The sequence below is a fragment of the Achromobacter pestifer genome (assembly GCF_902859625.1).
Taxonomy (GTDB): domain Bacteria; phylum Pseudomonadota; class Gammaproteobacteria; order Burkholderiales; family Burkholderiaceae_B; genus Achromobacter; species Achromobacter pestifer.
In genome coordinates, this window is record NZ_CADIJX010000004.1 from 378,414 (window position 1) to 394,775 (window position 16,362).

The window sequence follows — 16,362 nt, forward strand, 5'->3', positions numbered from 1 at the left end:
TCATGCACGATGCCGGACCTCGCCGGCCTAAAAAGCGGCGTTAAGTACAATCCCCCGACCATGAATATCCAACAAGAAGTTGCGCGGCGCCGAACGTTCGCGATCATTTCCCACCCTGACGCGGGCAAGACCACGCTGACCGAAAAGCTGTTGCTGTTCGCAGGCGCGATCCAGATCGCCGGCAGCGTCAAGGCACGCAAAGCGTCCCGCCACGCCTCCTCGGATTGGATGGAAATTGAAAAGCAGCGCGGCATTTCCGTGGCGTCCTCGGTGATGCAGATGGAATACCGCGATTGCGTCATCAACCTGCTCGACACCCCGGGCCACCAGGACTTCTCCGAAGATACCTACCGGGTGCTGACGGCGGTGGATGCCGCGCTGATGGTGATCGACGCCGCCAATGGCGTCGAGCCGCAAACGATCCGCCTGCTGCAAGTCTGCCGCGCGCGCAACACGCCCATCATCACGTTCATCAACAAGATGGACCGTGAAGTGCGCGAACCGCTGGAACTGCTGTCGGAAATCGAAGGCCACCTGGGCATGGACACCGTGCCGTTCTCGTGGCCCGTCGGCATGGGCAAGTCGTTCGGCGGCGTGTTCGACATCCGGCGCGACCGCATGCGCGTGTTCCGCCCTGGGCAGGAACGCCGTTCCGACACCGATGACTTCATCGAAGGCTTGGCCAACCCCGAGATTGCCCGCCGTTTCGGCTCGGCCTTCGAGCAGGCCAGCGGCGAGATCGAACTCATCAACGAAGCCGCGCCGCCGTTTGACCGCGAGCAGTTCCTGGCCGGCAAGCAGACCCCGGTGTTCTTCGGCTCCGCCATCAACAACTTCGGCGTGCAGGAAGTGCTGGACGCCCTGGTCGAACAGGCGCCGCCCCCGGGCCCGCGCGTTGCCCTGCAACGCGAAGTGCTGCCCGAAGAGCCCAAATTCACGGGTGTGGTGTTCAAGGTGCAGGCCAACATGGACCCTGCGCACCGCGACCGCGTCGCCTTCGTGCGCGTCAGTTCAGGCCGCTTTGAACGCGGCATGCGCCTGAAGGTCGCCCGCACCAACAAGGAAATGCGCCCCAACAACGTGGTGTCTTTCCTGTCGCAGCGGCGCGAGCTGCTGGACGAGGCCTATGCCGGCGACGTGATCGGTATCCCGAACCACGGCGTGCTGCAATTGGGCGACGTCCTGACAGAAGGCGAAACGCTGCAATTCACCGGCTTGCCGTTCTTCGCGCCCGAGCTCTTCCAGGCGGTCGAAGTGAAGGACCCGCTGCGCATCAAGCAGTTGCGCACCGGCTTGACGCAATTGGGCGAAGAAGGCGCCATTCAGGTGTTCCGTCCCGAGGCGGCCGGCGGCTCGCTGCTGCTGGGCGCGGTCGGCCAACTTCAGTTTGAAGTGGTCGCTCATCGCCTGAAAACGGAGTACGGCGTAGACGCCCGGATGCTGCCTTCCCGCTACACAATGGCACGTTGGATTACGTCTGAAAACCCCAAGGCGCTGCGCAAGTTCATGGATGCCAATGCAGCTCATATCGCCTATGATGTGGTCGATGCGGCGGCGTTTTTGATCAGTTCCCCTGCGCAGTTGCGCGTGGCCGAGGACCTGTATCCCGATGTGAAATTCCATGCGATGCGCGAGCACGGCGGCAAGGTTTTCGGGGACAAAGCGTAGACCCGTTCGGGTTCCGCATGGCAGATGAGGGTAGCAATGTCTTGGCGTTTATTATTCGCAACGCTCCTGATCGCGCTTGGCGCGTCGGCCTGGGGCGGGATTCAACTGGGTGATTGGCTGGTGGCGCACGCGCCGCCCGCCGCACCCGCTCCTGGGCAGGACGCGGCGGCTTCTCAGCAACCCGTTCTGGATGCCAACGGACGGCCCTATGTGGCGCAGCCGCCGCAGCCCCGCATCGACGGCACCTTGGGCGTGCCGGACAAGCCCGCCGACCGCGAATGGCAGGTCAACACGGTGTCGTTGTTCGACACCGTGAGCGATCCGGCCGTGAAACTCTCGCGCGAGCGCATCTCCCCCGAACAGGCCCGCGAAATCGCAGCCGCCTCGGAAGTACCGCTGCCCTCGGGCACGTCGGATGTCAGCACCCTGGACTTGCAGGTGCCTGGCACGTCCACCGCGATCAACGGCGGCCAGGCGCAAGCGGGTGGCTACGGCACGCCGCAAATGGTGCAAGCGCCTCCGCCCCCGCCCAACACCTCGCCCATTGCGGGTGCGGCTGGCTGGCAAGATTCCCTCAAGCGTGAATTGGCGCAATGCGCCACGCAGGGCTTCTTTGAGCGCCCCTCATGCTCGTGGGCTGCTCGCAACAAGTACTGTGCGCCCAACCGCGCGTGGGGCACCATGGCCGAATGCCCGGCCCGTCCACAATAAATAGGAAAGGCCCCCACGCTGCGCACGTTATGCGGCAAAAAACAATGGCGCCCCGAGGGGCGCCATTGTTTTGGCCGGAAGGATGCTTATTCGGGCACGGACATCTGGCTTTGCAGGTAGTTCTGGATACCGACCTTGTCGATCAGATCGATCTGGGTTTCCAGATAATCGATGTGCTCTTCGGTGTCGTCCAGAATGTCCTGGAACAGATCGCGCGAGACGTAATCGCGCACCGATTCGCAATAGGCAATCGCTTCCACGACGGTGGCATGCGCCGCTTGCTCAAGCTTCAAATCACAGGCCAGCAGCTCGGGCACGTCTTCACCGATCAGCAGCTTGTGCAGGTCTTGCAGGTTGGGCAGGCCATCCAGCATGAAGATGCGGGCGATCAGACGATCGGCATGCTTCATTTCACCGATGGATTCTTCGTACTCATGCTTGCCCAGCTTATCGAAGCCCCAATGATTCAGCATGCGAGCATGCAGGAAGTATTGGTTGATGGCCGTCAGTTCATTGGTCAGTTGCTTGTTCAGAAACTGGATGACGGTTTTGTCGCCTTTCATAATGGACTCCTTGCAGTCAGGCGCGACGCGAGTGCATCGCGACAAAGGAGCGCACGATGCCGCGCGTACGCAACCCCGGCAGACTACCATCAGCCGGAGGGCCGCGCCTAGCCTTGCGCTGCATTTGGTAAACGGCTTTAGAACCGCTACAAGAAAGCGACAAGCCAATGAGAATGAGTATGCGTACTTGATGCCTTGCATGCGCAAGACAGGCTATATGCGGCCTGGCGGCGGCCAGTGGAAGGAATCCATGGCGATATCGCCGCGCTATCCGCGCGTGCGTGCGCCGCCCTCGACGTAAAACCCGCTTGAAATCCCCGCAGGCCATCGCGTTGCATATCGGCAACCCGAAACACGATTGTGGCCAACCCCCGATCAAGCGGCCTTGCGCGTGGTCAACCAGATGCCGAATGCGATCGGAACAATGCCCAGCAGATCCAGCCAGGACACCGGTTCGCGCAGCACAAGCCACCCGAACAACAGCCCCAGCGGCGGCATCAGAAAATGCAGTGCGCTGGCCGAGGTGGCGCTGGCGCGGCCCAGAATCATGAACCACAGGTAGTAGCCGCCCATCGACACCGCCACGATCATGTAGGCCATGCTCCACACCAGGCTGGCGGTCAGGCGCGCATCACCCACGTTCTCGCTCATCAGCGCGAACGGCAACAGCGCCACGGCGCCAGCCAGCGACTGGATGCCCGTCGACGTCCACAGGCCTGCCGATGGCTTCAGGCGCTTGTACAGCAGCGTGCCTGCCACCAGCGCCACCAAGCCGCCCGTGACAAGCAGCGTGCCGTGCAAGTCCTCCTGCATGCCAGTCAACCGCGACCGCAGCACCAAGGCCACGCCAGCCAGCCCAAAACACAGGCCCAGCAGCTTGCGCCAGCTTAGCCGTTCGCCCAGCACCGGCCCCGCCAACACGCCGATCAGCAGCGGATTGGTGCTGATCAGCACGGCAGTGAACGCGGACGACACGGTGGTCATGCCGGACCAGCTCAAGCCCAGGTAAAGGGCGTTATTCAAGATCCCCAACAAGATCAGCGAGGCCACGTCGCGCCCGGTCGGACGCTTGCCGTGGCGGCTGACGGCGGCGATCCCCAGCATCAACACGCCGGCAATCAGAAAGCGGATCGTCAACAGGGTCAGCGGCGGACAGTCCCGCACCGCGATCTTGGCGGCGGCAAACGCGGAACTCCACAAGAAGCAGAATGCGGCGATTGGCACCCAGCTGATGCCCGAAGCGCCATTGGCGGTCGAGGCGGCAGAAACGGCGGGCGAGGAGGCCTTCATCGGGGTTCCAGGAAAGCGTGGCGCCACGCATGCCGCGTGGAGCAGGCATTCTGCGCGCGCCGCCCGTCAGGCGCAACCCATCGTCCCGCGCCAAGGCCGGTCAGAACGTTCAGAGCAATAGGGGAGTCTTGCGGGAAGAAACGACGCGGCCCGCGGCATGATGGCAGCGGGCCGGATTGACTGACAGCGGTACTTAGCCTGCGGCGACCAGCGGAATGGGGAAGCTGCTGTTGTTGGCTGCCGCACCCGATTCGACCAGGGCAGCGGGCGGATTGACCGGAACCGCGATGGAGCGAACGTCGCACACGCTGGAGCAGCGGCCACCCGGCAGGTATTCGGCGGCGGTTGCCGCGCAGCAGCCGCAGCACGTCGCCACGCCCAGCTCGAATTGCAGGTCGGACATGGTCGTCGCGCCCCCGTCCACGCTGGCGCGGACTTGGCGTTCGGTGATGGCATTACATACGCAAATGTACATGCGAATGATTATCGAAAATTATTCGACCGATGGCAAGCCCCTCGCAATAATAAATTTGCAACGGAATTGTCACGCAAGCCCTTGAAACAAAGGACGAATCTCGGAAGATTCGTCCCTTATTTCAGCGCGCCGAGGCCTGCGCCTTGCGCAGCGTTGCGGGGGCAATCCGCAGCGCTTCCCGGTACTTTGCCACCGTCCGGCGTGCGATGACTATCCCCTGATCGGCCAATTTCTGCATGATCTGGCTATCGGACAACGGTTTGGTGCGGTTCTCTTCCGCCACCATCTGACGGATGAATGTCTGCACCGCCGTGGCGGACGTCGCGTCCCCGCCGTCGGTGGATACGCCCGCGCCGAAGAAGCGTTTTAGCTCCAATGTGCCAAACGGAGTGAGCATGTACTTCTGTGTTGTGGCCCGTGAAATGGTGGATTCGTGCAAACCCAGCTCTCCCGCGATGTCTTTCAGGATCAGCGGCCGCATCGCCGACGGCCCCTGGCTGAAGAAAGCGGTCTGGCGCTCCACGATGGCCTGGGAGACGCGCAGGATGGTGTCGAACCGCTGTTCAACGTTGCGGATCATCCATTTGGCCTGCTGCAACTGGGATTGCAGGCCGGCATGCGCCGATTCCTTCTGGTTGCCCAGCATCTGCGCATACAGCCCGTTGATCTGCAACCGAGGCATGGCAGCGCTGTTGAGCGTGACTTGCCAACCGCGCCGGGTCTTGCGCACGATGACGTCCGGCACGGCGTAGTCGGCCGCCGGGACCGTCCAGGCACGCCCTGGACGCGGTTCCAGGCGCAGGATCAGGGAATGGGCGGCGCGGAATGTTGCCTCGTCGCAACCCACCGCCGCACAGAGGCGGGCGGCATTGCCAGTGCCCAGCAACGGGAGATGCTGCGCGCAGATCTGCCGAGCACACGCCAGAACGGCCGTGTCGGCCGCTTCGGGCTGGCGCGTCAGGTCTGGGTTGCGCAATTGCAACAGCAGGCATTCCGCCATGTCGCGCGCGCCGATGCCGACGGGGTCGAATGATTGCAACAGGGACAGCGCGGCGCGCAGTTCATCGATGTCCGGTTCCATGTCGGCAGGCAGCCAACCCAGGATCTCTTCAAGCGGCGATCCCAGGTAGCCGTTTTCGTCCAGCTCGTCGATCAGCAATGCCGCCAGCGCGGCATCGCGAGGCGCGGCGCGCGTCAACATCAATTGCCCCAGCAGATGTTCGCGCAAGGTGTCCGGCCGCGCCGCTTCAGGCAGGCCGGAATCATCATCCGAATAGACCCCGCCCGAGCCCGGCATTTCGTCCACCGGGGTCTCGCGCTCGGCCGCATGCTCGTCGTCCTGCACGGAGGACTCGCGTTCGGATTCGGCTTGCGCCTCGGCCGCGGGCGTGTCGTCTTCGCGCTCCAGCAGGGGATTGTCCGCGAGCACTTGCGAGATCTCGGCCTCGAGGTCGAGCGTAGACAACTGCAACAATCGTATCGATTGTTGTAGCTGTGGGGTCAGCGTCAGATGCTGGCCAGGTCGCAGTTCTAAAATTGGACGGGTCATAGGTACAATATTTTGCATGATGAATCTGACTTCGCCCGCAAGCGCCCGCCAGGACAGCCGACTTATCGGCCAAACCCTGCTGAAACTGGCGCTTCCCCGACTCGTAATGCGCGCGATAGTCATCGCCGTCGCTGTCGTCCTCTGGTATCTGGTCGCCTCCTGGATACTCGATTTCGGCAAGCGCATGAACTACGACTTCCTGCACTCCCTGGGCCAGCCCACCGTGGACATGGTGCAGAAGGTCAATCCGTACCTCTGGTGGGTGGTGGCCGGCATCTGGTCGCTGATCGTCTTCTTCTCGGTTCGCTCCTGGTTTTCGGCCAGCCTGGCCTCGGGCGCGGCCACGCCGGTCAGCACCGACGTGCTGGCCAACCTGGCCCCAAACCTGTCGGAAGAATCGCTGGGCGTGCTGCGCTGGACCTGGGGCGACCGCCAAGAGCCCTTCACGGTAGGCGATTTACGCCGCTCGTTGTCTGAAATTCGCCACAATCGCATCAGCAAGATTGCCATGGTGGCGGAACAGGCACAGATTTTGGAAGGTTCCGGCAGCCGCCCGGCGCGCGATTCCCGCGACGACGGCCGCCGCGATCCGCAAGCCGCCCCGCGTGTTGAGGTTCGCGGCGAAACCCGTGGCGACCGCTACGTGGAACCCCGCATCGGCCCGACCCGCTAGCGCGCAAGTCTCCCATCCGATTCCAGGCCGCCGCTCAGGCGGCCTGTTCGTTTCAGTCGCCCGCCAGCCCCCTCGCCCTATACTGGCCGCTCCAGGCTCGCGCAACCGCGGGCCGCGCACACCATTCCAACTCCACCGGCAGCCGAGACCTGCCGAATGCGCGGTCAGCCCTCCTGGAGTTGTACCCATGTTCCGTACCCCCATCCGGTATGCCGCCGGATTGCTGGTGGCTTGTTCGGCCGCAATCGCGTCCCCCTCGGCCCTGGCCGCCTGGCCTGACAAACCCATCACCTTCGTCGCCCCATTCAGCGCAGGCGGCGCCAACGACCTGGTCGCCCGGATCATCGCGAAAGCGGTCGGTTCGACCTTGAACCAGGCCGTCATCGTCGAAAACCGCCCTGGCGCGGGCGGCGTCGTGGGCGCGGCGCACGTTGCGCGCAGCGCTGCCGATGGCTACACCTATCTGGTCGGCAGCAACGGCACGGTCACCAACAGCCTGATCCGCTCGGATCAGCCCTACAAGGACGACGAGCTGACCCCGGTGGCGCTGTTGTCGATCACGCCGTCCGTCATCGTCGCCAATCCGTCCAACCCGGCGAAGGACCTCAAGGATTTCGTCGCACGCGCCAAGCAGGCCAAGACCGACCGCATCACCTTTTCCACCGCCGGCAACGGCAGCACGCCGCATTTCGTGGCCGAAATGATGAAGGAAGCGACGGGCCTGCCGATTGAGCCCATCGCCTACAAAAGCGGCTCGGAAGGTGTCACCGCCGTGATCGGCAACCAGGTCGACGCCACCTCGGAAGCGAGCATCGTGACGCTGCCCCTGATCCAGGCCGGCAAACTGAAAGCGCTGGCCACCACCTGGAACAAGCGCATGGCCAGCGCCCCGGATATCCCCACCACGGCGGAAGCGGGCTTCCCCGCGATCCGCATTGGCCACTGGGCTGGTCTGTTCGCGCCGGCGGGCACCCCCGCCGATGTGTTGGACAAGATGAATGCGGCAGTCGAGAAATCCCTGCAAACGAAGGAAGTGCAGGACGCGCTGCGTCAGAGCAGCATCGAACCCGGCGGCGGCTCGCGCGCCAGCTTCGTCGAATTCGCGGCAAGCGAACGCGAACGCCTGGGCAAAGTCGTGAAAAACGGCCACATGCAGACGCAATAGGCACAAGGCGGCAAACGCGGCGGGGCGATCCGCCCCCCGTTTTTCCAAACGTTTGTGTTTGCGCTTCGGCGGAAAGTATGTTTGACTAGCAACCTATGGCCGCACACCGCACCTCCCTCGCGATTGCCACCGGACGCTCCGCCGCTCCGGTTGCCGGCCTGCGCGCTCGCATCTCCTGCTTCGCCGCGCTATCGCTATCGCTATACCTACCGATCGGTTGCCGGGCCTAGTGTCCCCGTGGTAGCTCGGCAGCCACGCTTGCCACACGCGATTTCCCCCTTTTATTTGTGAATCCTGCCGGTCAATCACGGCAAACCCTGGCACAAGACCGTCATCCGGTCACAAATGCCGCCGAGAGTAGTGCTCCCGGGATTCAAAAGAAACCGATCGAGGTGTAGTCATGATGCTTGCCAACCCCGCTACCAAATACGTCCCCTTCGCGCCCTTCACCCGCGACTTCTCCGAACGCACCTGGCCCAGCCGCCGCATCACCAAAGCGCCGATCTGGATGAGCACGGACTTGCGCGACGGCAACCAGGCCCTGATCGAGCCGATGAGCGTCGAGCGCAAGCTCCGCTTCTTCGAGCAACTGGTGAAGATCGGCTTCAAGGAAATCGAAGTGGGCTTTCCGTCCGCCTCGCAGACCGACTTTGACTTCGTGCGCAAGCTCATCGACGAAAAGCGCATTCCGGACGACGTGACCATCATCGTGCTGACCCAGTCGCGCGAAGACCTCATCAGCCGCACGGTGGAATCCGCCGCAGGCGCCAAGCAGGCCATCGTCCACATGTACAACGCATGTGCGCCGGCCTTCCGCAAGGTCGTGTTCAACATGACCAAGGACGAGATCAAGGGCATCGCCACGACCGGCACGCGCCTGATCAAGCAATACACCTCGCAGCGTCCCGAAACCAAGTGGAGCTACGAGTACTCGCCCGAAGTGTTCAGCACGACCGAACCCGAATTCGCGCTGGAAGTCTCCAACGCCGTGGCCGACGTGTGGCAACCCACGCCCGACCACAAGATGGTGTTGAACTTGCCCGCCACGATCGAGGCCACCAGCCCGAACCTGTACGCCGACCAGATCGAGTGGATGCACAAGAACCTGGCACGCCGCGACAGCATCGTGCTTAGCGTGCATCCGCACAACGACCGTGGCACCGCCGTCGCCGCCGCCGAATTCGCCGTGATGGCCGGCGCCGACCGTATCGAAGGCTGCCTGTTCGGCAGTGGCGAACGCACCGGCAACGTCGACCTGGTCACGCTTGCCTTGAACCTCTACACGCAAGGCGTGCATCCGGGCCTGGACTTCTCCGACATCGATGAGGTCCGCCGCTGCGCCGAATACTGCAACCAGTTGCCCGTACACCCGCGCCATCCGTATGCAGGCGATCTGGTCTTCACCGCATTCTCGGGCTCGCATCAGGACGCCATCAAGAAGGGCTTCGCGCTGCAACAGGCCGACGCCGTCTGGGAAGTGCCGTATTTGCCGATCGATCCGGCTGACCTCGGCCGCAGCTACGACGCCGTGATTCGCGTGAACAGCCAATCGGGCAAGGGCGGCGTGTCGTACCTGCTCGAACAGGAACACGGCCTGGTGTTGCCGCGCCGCTTGCAGATCGAATTCAGCCGCGCCATCCAGCGCGTCACCGACGAAACCGGCCGCGAAGTCACCGCCGACGACGTGCACACGATCTTCAATCGCGAATACCTTGAACAGAAGACCCCGTGGAAGTTGATCCGCCACCGCATCGACGGCAATCCGTCGGCCGGCGAAGGCCAGCACTTCAGCATCGAAGCTGAACTCGAATACAACGGCGAACGCCGCATCGTGACGGGCAAGGGCGACGGCGCCATCTCGGCCTTCGTGGCCGCGCTGGATGTGCCCGTGCGCATCATGGACTACCACGAGCACGCCATTGGCACCGGCACCGACACGCGCGCCGCATCCTATGTGGAATTGCGCGTCGGCGAATCCAACACCGGTTTCGGCGTGGGCATCGACCGCGACATCGTGACGGCCTCGTTCCAGGCCGTGCTGAGCGCCGTCAATCGCCACATCAATGCAGGCGCCGTGACGGCGGCTGAGCAGGAAGCCACCGAAGCCGCGTGATCCGCTTTTCGGCATGACATAAGCGCCTGACGCAAACCCGGAACATGGGTTTGCGCGCCCCGGAAGACACACCTCTTTTCCGTGCGGCCCTGCCAAGAAAAAGCCCGCCTTATCTGGCGGGCTTTCTGTTTTCAGAAAAGGGCCGTCAGCCGCGCGGCCACATATCAGACGCCCCGATGTCTGGTGCATTGGCGGCCAGCAGGCGCTCGTGGACCCAGGCGCCGATGGTCAGGGTGCGGTAGTCGTCGTAACGCTGCCCGATCAGTTGCAGCCCCACGGGCAAGCCCTGTGGGCCGGTCGCGAAGGGCAGGTTCAGGCAGGGCAGGCCAAACAGCGTCCAGGCGCGCGAGAATTGCGGATCGCCTGTACCCAGATCGGCGAACGGCGCTTCACCCGCGGCGCTGGGCGCCAGCACCACGTCAAAGTCCTGAAACCAGCTATTCACGCGCGCACGCGACTCTTCGGCGCGGGCCAGGTTTTTGATGTGCTCTTCGGCGGTGATCTGCGACCCCGCTTCCAGCATCGCCTGAATCCTGGGGCTAAGCTGCCGGGCATGTTCCAGGCGCTCGAAAGCGAGCGACTGCGAGGCTTCATACGCCATGATGTCCGCGTGCAACTGCACCAGCATGCAATCCTGCGAAGGCAGCGGCACCTCTTGCACGAAGGCGCCGGCACGCGACAGCGTGGCGGCGGCTTGCGCGAAGGCTTCCTTGGTTTCAGCCTGCGCATGCCGCCATTGCAGCGTGCGACACATGCCGATGCGCGGCTTGCCGTCATAAGCCAATTCCAGCATGCGCGCATCACGCATCATGACCGACGCAAACAGCGCGACGTCTGGCACCGATCTGGCGAAGCCGCCCACGGTATCCAGGGATTCGGCCAGGCTTTTCACGCCTGCGCGCGGGATGGCACCGAACGTCGGCTTGAAGCCCACGATGCCGCAGTACGACGCGGGACGGATGATCGAGCCGGCGGTCTGCGAGCCCAGCGCGAAGGGCACCATGTCGTCGGCGACCGCGGCGGCAGAACCGCTGGAGGAGCCGCCGGGCGTGTAGGCCTCGTTGCGCGGATTGCGGGTGGGGCCCGCCTGATACGTGGCGAACTCGGTGGTAACGGTCTTGCCGACGACGATCGCCCCGGCGCCACGGCACAGCGCCACGGACGCGGCATCCAGGCCGGGACGGTGACGTTCGTAAATGGGGGAACCGTAGCGCGTGGGCAGGTCAGCGGTGTCGAACAGGTCTTTGACGCCGATGGGCAAGCCGTGCAAGGGGCCGCGCAGCGCACCGCTGTCCAGGACAGCCGCATGGTCCAGCGCCGCCTGCTTTTGCAACGCCGTCCAGGCGTGGATGGTGTTTTCGCGTTGCTCGATGCGGGCGAAGCAGGCTCGAACCAATTGCACCGCGGTTAATTCGCGCCGTTGCAGCTTGCGCGCGGCTTCAAGCGCGCCAAGTCTGTTTAAGGCAGTAGACATGATCCTTTCCTCTTTACCGGTGCCGCGCATGACGCGCGACAGCTGAACTACGCACCCGGTCCCCTTGACCGAGGGTCTGCCCTTGCTGGCGCCGCGGCGTGTTCGCCTTGGCATGCCCGCGGACTGATCCCAACCATTGTGCGCGCCGAGTCAATTAGGAAAAACACCGAAAACACCTTGTTTTCCCGGGTAAACCAACTGCGTCGCGCCATGGCTTTCTGTTGTTGCGTGCTTATCAGCATAGCGCAAACCCGTGCAATACAAAGGTCATATTTGTCTTGTAAGATGAAATCGTTTTCAGTAAACCGACAGCAATAAAGATATGGCTACGCGCCCGTCGCCCCGATTTTCCATCATCGAAGTCGCTCGCAAGGCTGGGGTGTCGCCAGCGACGGTTTCGCGCGCGTTCAACCAACCCGAGATCGTGCATCCGGACACGCTTGCGCATATCCGCAATGTGGCCAAACGTGCCGGCTTCCGGCCGAATCGCGTTGGCCGCAGCCTGCGTTCGGGCAGCACGCGCACCATCGGCCTGATCCTGCCCACATTGTCGAATCCCGTGTTTGCGGAGTGCTTCGAGGGCGCCGAGCGGCGCGCGCGCGAATCCGGCTACAGCGTGATGCTGACCGCCACGGGCTATGACCCCGCCGTCGAATCCGCCGCGGTGCAGGGGCTGATGGACCATCAGGTTGATGGCTTGATCCTGACCGTTGCCGACGTGAACAAGAGCGCCACGCTGGATGACCTGGATAGCGCCGGCATGCCTTACGTGCTGGTCTACAACGAATCGAATACGCACCCCTTCGCCTCGGTCGACAACCGCGCTGCCGCCAGCGACATGGTTGCGCATCTGGCCGCGCTGGGGCATCGGCGCATTGCCCTGGTAACCGGCCCGTTGACGGCTTCGGATCGCGCACGCCGCCGTCTGACGGGCGCCCGCGCCTGCGCCAAGAAGCTGGGCCTGGAAGCCGTGCAGCACATCGCCATGAATTCCCACACCGGCAGCGACGCCGATGCCCTGAAGGCCGCGCTACGGGGCAAGCAGGCGCCCACCGCGCTGTTCTGCTCCAACGACCTGCTGGCCACCGCCGTCATTGCCGACCTGGTGGCGTTGGGCCTGTCCGTGCCAGCCGATATCTCGGTATGCGGGTTTGACGGCATGCGCTTCGGCGCCTTGCTGACGCCACCGCTGACAACCGTGGCCCAACCCAGTGACGGCATCGGACAGACCGCTTGTTCGAACCTGCTGGCGCAAATCCACGGCCAGCCGCCGCAATCAAACCGGCTGCCGCACTGCATCGTGGTCGGCGGCACGGCGGCGTCCGTGCGACGCTGACTCCATTACCCAGACACTTGATCCGCATCATGCTCATCGCACAAATCACCGACCTGCACATGCGCACCCCCGGGGACAAGGCCTACGGCATCATTGATCCGGCAGCCTTTCTTGGGCCGGCCGTGCGCGCGCTGAACGCCCTGACGCCCCGACCAGACTGCGTGTTGATCACGGGCGACCTGACCGACCTGGGCCGCCCGCATGAATACCAGGCGCTGCGCGACCATCTACAGGCGTTGGAGATTCCGTACTTCCTTCTGCCGGGCAACCACGATGACCGCGCGCAATTGCGCGCCGCGTTTCCCGACCACGCCTATCTGCAAGGCGACGGTCCTTTCATCCAGTACGCGGTGGAGACCTATCCGCTGCGCCTGCTGGCGCTGGACACCGTGGTGCCGATGAAAAGCCACGGCGAACTGTGCCAGGACCGCCTGGACTGGCTGGCCACGCGCCTGGCGGAACAGCCCGACCGGCCCACGCTGGTGCTGATGCACCATCCGCCATTCCTGACGGGCATCGAACACATGGACGCCATCGGCCTGTTGGCCGGCGCGTCTGAACTGGAACGCATCGTGTCGCGCTTTCCGAATGTGGAGCGTGTGCTGTGCGGCCATTTGCACCGCACCATTTTCCAGCGGTTTGGCGGCACGATCGCGTCCACCTGTCCGGGCACCGCGCACCAACTGGCGCTGGAGCTTGGGCCGCGCCCCGTCCTGCAATACGTCATGGAACCGCCGGGCTACCAGCTGCATTGGTGGCAGGGCAAAAGCCTGGTGACGCACCACGCCGTTATTGGGGAGTACCCCGGCCCTTATCCGTTTGCCTGATACGTAGCGCAGGGACTCACCCCCTGGAATTGCCATGAATCCGTCATGTTTGCGCTGCACAATGAAAAGGTTTTCATAACAGGCAACAATGCGGATCTAACTATTAGATCGTCGAGACAGCATGTCATCCATCGTTCTGGATAACCTCACCAAACAATATGGCGCCGCCGCCGCGATCCACGGCGTGAGCTTCACGGTGCCCGCCGGCAGCTTCACGGTGTTGCTGGGCCCATCGGGCTGCGGCAAGTCGACCACGTTGCGCATGATCGCCGGGCTGGATACCCCCACGTCGGGCACGATCCACATCGGCGACCGCGACGTCACGCAACTGCCTCCCGCCAAGCGCCGCATCTCGATGGTGTTCCAGTCGTATGCGCTGTTTCCGCACCTGTCGGTGCGCGAGAACATCCTGTTCGGACTGAAGGTTCGCAAGGAACCGGCGCATGACTATGACCGCAGACTGCAACGGGTGGCCGGCCTGCTGGGCCTGGGCCATCTGCTGGACCGCAAGCCCTCGCAATTGTCGGGCGGGCAGCAGCAGCGCGTGGCGCTGGGACGCGCCGTGATTTCCGAAGCGCCGGTGTGCCTGATGGACGAACCGCTGTCCAACCTGGATGCCCAACTGCGCCACGAGATGCGGCGCGAGATCCGCGCCTTGCAGCAGGACCTGGGCATCACGATGGTGTACGTGACGCACGACCAGACCGAGGCCATGAGCATGGCCGATCAGGTGGTGCTGCTGCGTGGCGGGCAGATCGAACAACACGACACGCCGGACGCCCTGTACGCACGTCCGGCCAGCGAATTCGCGGCGCGTTTCATCGGCACGCCGCCCATGAACCTGATCGGGGTGACGACGCTGCAAGGCGCCACGGTCATCGCCGGCATGCACGGTCCCGCCATCGCGGGTGCGCCCGCCGGCGCGGTGAAGCTGGGCGTGCGCCCCGAACACATCCGCATCGACGACAACGGCCTGCCGGCCACCGTGGAAAGCGTGGAGTATTTCGGCGCTGACTCCATCGTGGTCTGCCGCGTTGGTGACACCAGCGGCGTGGCCGTGCGCGTTGGCGGGCATCTGCGCGCCCGCGCGGGCGAAGCCCTGCGCCTGTCCTGGCCCGACGAGCAACAACATTTCTTTGCCGCCGATTCGGCGGTCATCAACACCGCCGGGCGCTAGAAGCCGCCCCCCTTCCACGGATAAGGAAACGCACCATGCGACGCATCGTACTGAAGACCCTGGCCGCCAGCCTGGCCGCCGCCTGCCTGTCGCTCCCCGCGCAGGCACAGAACAAACCTGTCGAGGTCGAGTTCTATTACCCGGTTGCCGTCGGCGGCCCGATCACCAAGATCGTCGACGACATGGTTGCGGATTTCCAGAAAGAAAATCCGGACATCAAGATCAAGCCGATCTATGCCGGCTCGTACCAGGATTCGATCGCCAAGGCGCTGACCGCGCTCAAGGGCGGCACGCCGCCGCAACTGGCCGTGCTGCTGTCGACCGACATGTTCACGCTGATCGACGAAGACGCCATCGTTCCGATCGACTCGCTGGCCAAGAGCGACGCCGACAAGAAATGGCTGGGCGGTTTCTATGACGCCTTCATGCAGAACAGCCGGTCGGGCGGGCACACCTGGGGCGTGCCGTTCCAGCGTTCGACCATCGTCATGTACTACAACAAGGATCTGTTCAAGGCGGCTGGCCTGGATCCCGAGCGCGCCCCGGCCTCTTGGGCCGAGCTGGTTGACTACGGCAAGAAGCTGACCAAGCAGGACGCTTCGGGCAACACCACGCAATGGGGCATCGAGATTCCGTCGGGCGGTGCGTTCGCGTACTGGCTGTTCCAGGCGCTGACCACGCCCAATGGCGCGATTCTGATGAACGAGGCGGGCAACGAGGTCTATCTGGACAAGCCTGCGGTAGTGGAAGCCGCCCAGTTCTGGCGCGATCTGTCGGCCAAGCACAAGATCATGCCGACCGGCACGATCGACTGGGGCACCACGCCGAAGGACTTCCTGGAAAAGAAGGCGGCGATGGTATGGACCACCACGGGTAACCTGACCAACATCCGCAAGAACGCCGACTTCCCGTTCGGCGTGGCCATGATGCCGCAGCAAAAGCGCGGCGGCAGCCCCACGGGCGGCGGCAACTTCTACATCTTCAAGAGCGGCACCCCGGCGCAGCAACAGGCGGCGCTGAAGTTCGCGCAATGGGTCACGACGCCGGAACGCGCGGCCGACTGGAGCATCGCCACGGGCTATGTCGCCGTCACCCCGGCCGCCTGGCAGACCGAGAAGATGAAGAAGTACGCGCAGGAAGTGCCGGCCGCGGCCGTTGCGCGCGACCAGCTGGAAGTCAGCGTGGCGGAATTCTCCACGCATGAGAACCAGCGCGTCACCAAGACCCTGAACGACGCCTTGCAAGCGGCGTTGACGGGCTCGAAGACGCCGCAGCAAGCCCTGACCGATGCGCAACGCGAGGCTGACCGCATCCTGCGCCCCTACAAGTAAACAGGTCCAA

The 16,362-nt window shown here is 63.8% G+C and carries 14 protein-coding genes; 9 read left to right on the top strand and 5 right to left on the bottom strand.

The features are described from left to right. The first annotated feature begins 60 nt into the window (after positions 1 to 60). Positions 61 to 1,668: a peptide chain release factor 3 gene (locus HV753_RS17530; protein ID WP_175175782.1), complete on the top strand. Its 1,608-nt coding sequence runs from the start codon at positions 61 to 63 to the stop codon at positions 1,666 to 1,668. 24 nt (positions 1,669 to 1,692) lie between these two features. Then, a complete protein-coding gene (locus HV753_RS17535) occupies positions 1,693 to 2,379 on the top strand; it encodes a hypothetical protein (protein ID WP_175175784.1) in 687 nt (228 codons plus the stop codon). A gap of 86 nt (positions 2,380 to 2,465) precedes the next feature. Here the strand turns inward: HV753_RS17535 and bfr are convergent, their stop codons facing one another. The 4 genes from bfr to rpoN form a co-directional block, all read right to left on the bottom strand. Next, entirely contained in the window at positions 2,466 to 2,942 is a 477-nt protein-coding gene (gene bfr / locus HV753_RS17540) for a bacterioferritin (protein WP_006216785.1), read from the bottom strand. Positions 2,943 to 3,317: 375 nt separating this feature from the next. Then, positions 3,318 to 4,232, bottom strand: coding sequence for a DMT family transporter (locus HV753_RS17545; protein ID WP_175175785.1), 915 nt, complete (start codon positions 4,230 to 4,232; stop codon positions 3,318 to 3,320). A gap of 193 nt (positions 4,233 to 4,425) precedes the next feature. Further along, positions 4,426 to 4,707, bottom strand: coding sequence for a (2Fe-2S)-binding protein (locus tag HV753_RS17550; protein ID WP_175175786.1), 282 nt, complete (start codon positions 4,705 to 4,707; stop codon positions 4,426 to 4,428). A gap of 121 nt (positions 4,708 to 4,828) precedes the next feature. Beyond that, on the bottom strand, positions 4,829 to 6,256 hold the full coding sequence (gene rpoN, locus HV753_RS17555) for an RNA polymerase factor sigma-54 (protein WP_454672796.1): 1,428 nt from the start codon (positions 6,254 to 6,256) through the stop codon (positions 4,829 to 4,831). Positions 6,257 to 6,272: 16 nt separating this feature from the next. Between rpoN and HV753_RS17560 the strand changes: the two genes are divergently transcribed. From HV753_RS17560 to leuA, 3 genes are all read left to right on the top strand, one after another. After that, complete coding sequence (locus tag HV753_RS17560) at positions 6,273 to 6,929, top strand: hypothetical protein (RefSeq protein ID WP_175175789.1); 657 nt, start codon at positions 6,273 to 6,275, stop codon at positions 6,927 to 6,929. A gap of 187 nt (positions 6,930 to 7,116) precedes the next feature. Beyond that, entirely contained in the window at positions 7,117 to 8,094 is a 978-nt protein-coding gene (locus tag HV753_RS17565) for a Bug family tripartite tricarboxylate transporter substrate binding protein (RefSeq protein ID WP_175175790.1), read from the top strand. A gap of 400 nt (positions 8,095 to 8,494) precedes the next feature. Beyond that, positions 8,495 to 10,207: a 2-isopropylmalate synthase gene (leuA, locus tag HV753_RS17570; protein WP_175175792.1), complete on the top strand. Its 1,713-nt coding sequence runs from the start codon at positions 8,495 to 8,497 to the stop codon at positions 10,205 to 10,207. Positions 10,208 to 10,352: 145 nt separating this feature from the next. Here the strand turns inward: leuA and HV753_RS17575 are convergent, their stop codons facing one another. Next, a complete protein-coding gene (locus HV753_RS17575) occupies positions 10,353 to 11,681 on the bottom strand; it encodes an amidase (RefSeq protein ID WP_175175793.1) in 1,329 nt (442 codons plus the stop codon). Positions 11,682 to 12,003: 322 nt separating this feature from the next. On the opposite strand from HV753_RS17575, the gene HV753_RS17580 reads away from it, so the two are divergent. From HV753_RS17580 to HV753_RS17595, 4 genes are all read left to right on the top strand, one after another. Next, positions 12,004 to 13,017 carry a substrate-binding domain-containing protein gene (locus HV753_RS17580; RefSeq protein ID WP_175175794.1) on the top strand — a complete coding sequence of 338 codons (1,014 nt, stop codon included), beginning with the start codon at positions 12,004 to 12,006 and terminating at the stop codon, positions 13,015 to 13,017. Positions 13,018 to 13,046: 29 nt separating this feature from the next. Beyond that, on the top strand, positions 13,047 to 13,844 hold the full coding sequence (locus tag HV753_RS17585) for a phosphodiesterase (protein ID WP_175175795.1): 798 nt from the start codon (positions 13,047 to 13,049) through the stop codon (positions 13,842 to 13,844). 121 nt (positions 13,845 to 13,965) lie between these two features. After that, positions 13,966 to 15,021, top strand: a complete 1,056-nt coding sequence (locus HV753_RS17590) for an ABC transporter ATP-binding protein (RefSeq protein ID WP_175175796.1) — start codon at positions 13,966 to 13,968, stop codon at positions 15,019 to 15,021. A gap of 35 nt (positions 15,022 to 15,056) precedes the next feature. After that, a complete protein-coding gene (locus HV753_RS17595) occupies positions 15,057 to 16,352 on the top strand; it encodes an ABC transporter substrate-binding protein (protein WP_175175797.1) in 1,296 nt (431 codons plus the stop codon). Positions 16,353 to 16,362: the final 10 nt, after the last annotated feature.

Coding starts and splice junctions, on each gene's coding strand:
- leuA (WP_175175792.1), top strand. CDS start 8,495: ATGATGCTTGCCAACCCCGCTACCAAATACGTCCCCTTCGCGCCCTTC.
- HV753_RS17575 (WP_175175793.1), bottom strand. CDS start 11,681: ATGTCTACTGCCTTAAACAGACTTGGCGCGCTTGAAGCCGCGCGCAAG.
- HV753_RS17565 (WP_175175790.1), top strand. CDS start 7,117: ATGTTCCGTACCCCCATCCGGTATGCCGCCGGATTGCTGGTGGCTTGT.
- rpoN (WP_454672796.1), bottom strand. CDS start 6,256: ATGACCCGTCCAATTTTAGAACTGCGACCTGGCCAGCATCTGACGCTG.
- HV753_RS17560 (WP_175175789.1), top strand. CDS start 6,273: ATGATGAATCTGACTTCGCCCGCAAGCGCCCGCCAGGACAGCCGACTT.
- HV753_RS17545 (WP_175175785.1), bottom strand. CDS start 4,232: ATGAAGGCCTCCTCGCCCGCCGTTTCTGCCGCCTCGACCGCCAATGGC.
- HV753_RS17530 (WP_175175782.1), top strand. CDS start 61: ATGAATATCCAACAAGAAGTTGCGCGGCGCCGAACGTTCGCGATCATT.
- HV753_RS17595 (WP_175175797.1), top strand. CDS start 15,057: ATGCGACGCATCGTACTGAAGACCCTGGCCGCCAGCCTGGCCGCCGCC.
- bfr (WP_006216785.1), bottom strand. CDS start 2,942: ATGAAAGGCGACAAAACCGTCATCCAGTTTCTGAACAAGCAACTGACC.
- HV753_RS17550 (WP_175175786.1), bottom strand. CDS start 4,707: ATGTACATTTGCGTATGTAATGCCATCACCGAACGCCAAGTCCGCGCC.
- HV753_RS17535 (WP_175175784.1), top strand. CDS start 1,693: ATGAGGGTAGCAATGTCTTGGCGTTTATTATTCGCAACGCTCCTGATC.
- HV753_RS17585 (WP_175175795.1), top strand. CDS start 13,047: ATGCTCATCGCACAAATCACCGACCTGCACATGCGCACCCCCGGGGAC.
- HV753_RS17590 (WP_175175796.1), top strand. CDS start 13,966: ATGTCATCCATCGTTCTGGATAACCTCACCAAACAATATGGCGCCGCC.
- HV753_RS17580 (WP_175175794.1), top strand. CDS start 12,004: ATGGCTACGCGCCCGTCGCCCCGATTTTCCATCATCGAAGTCGCTCGC.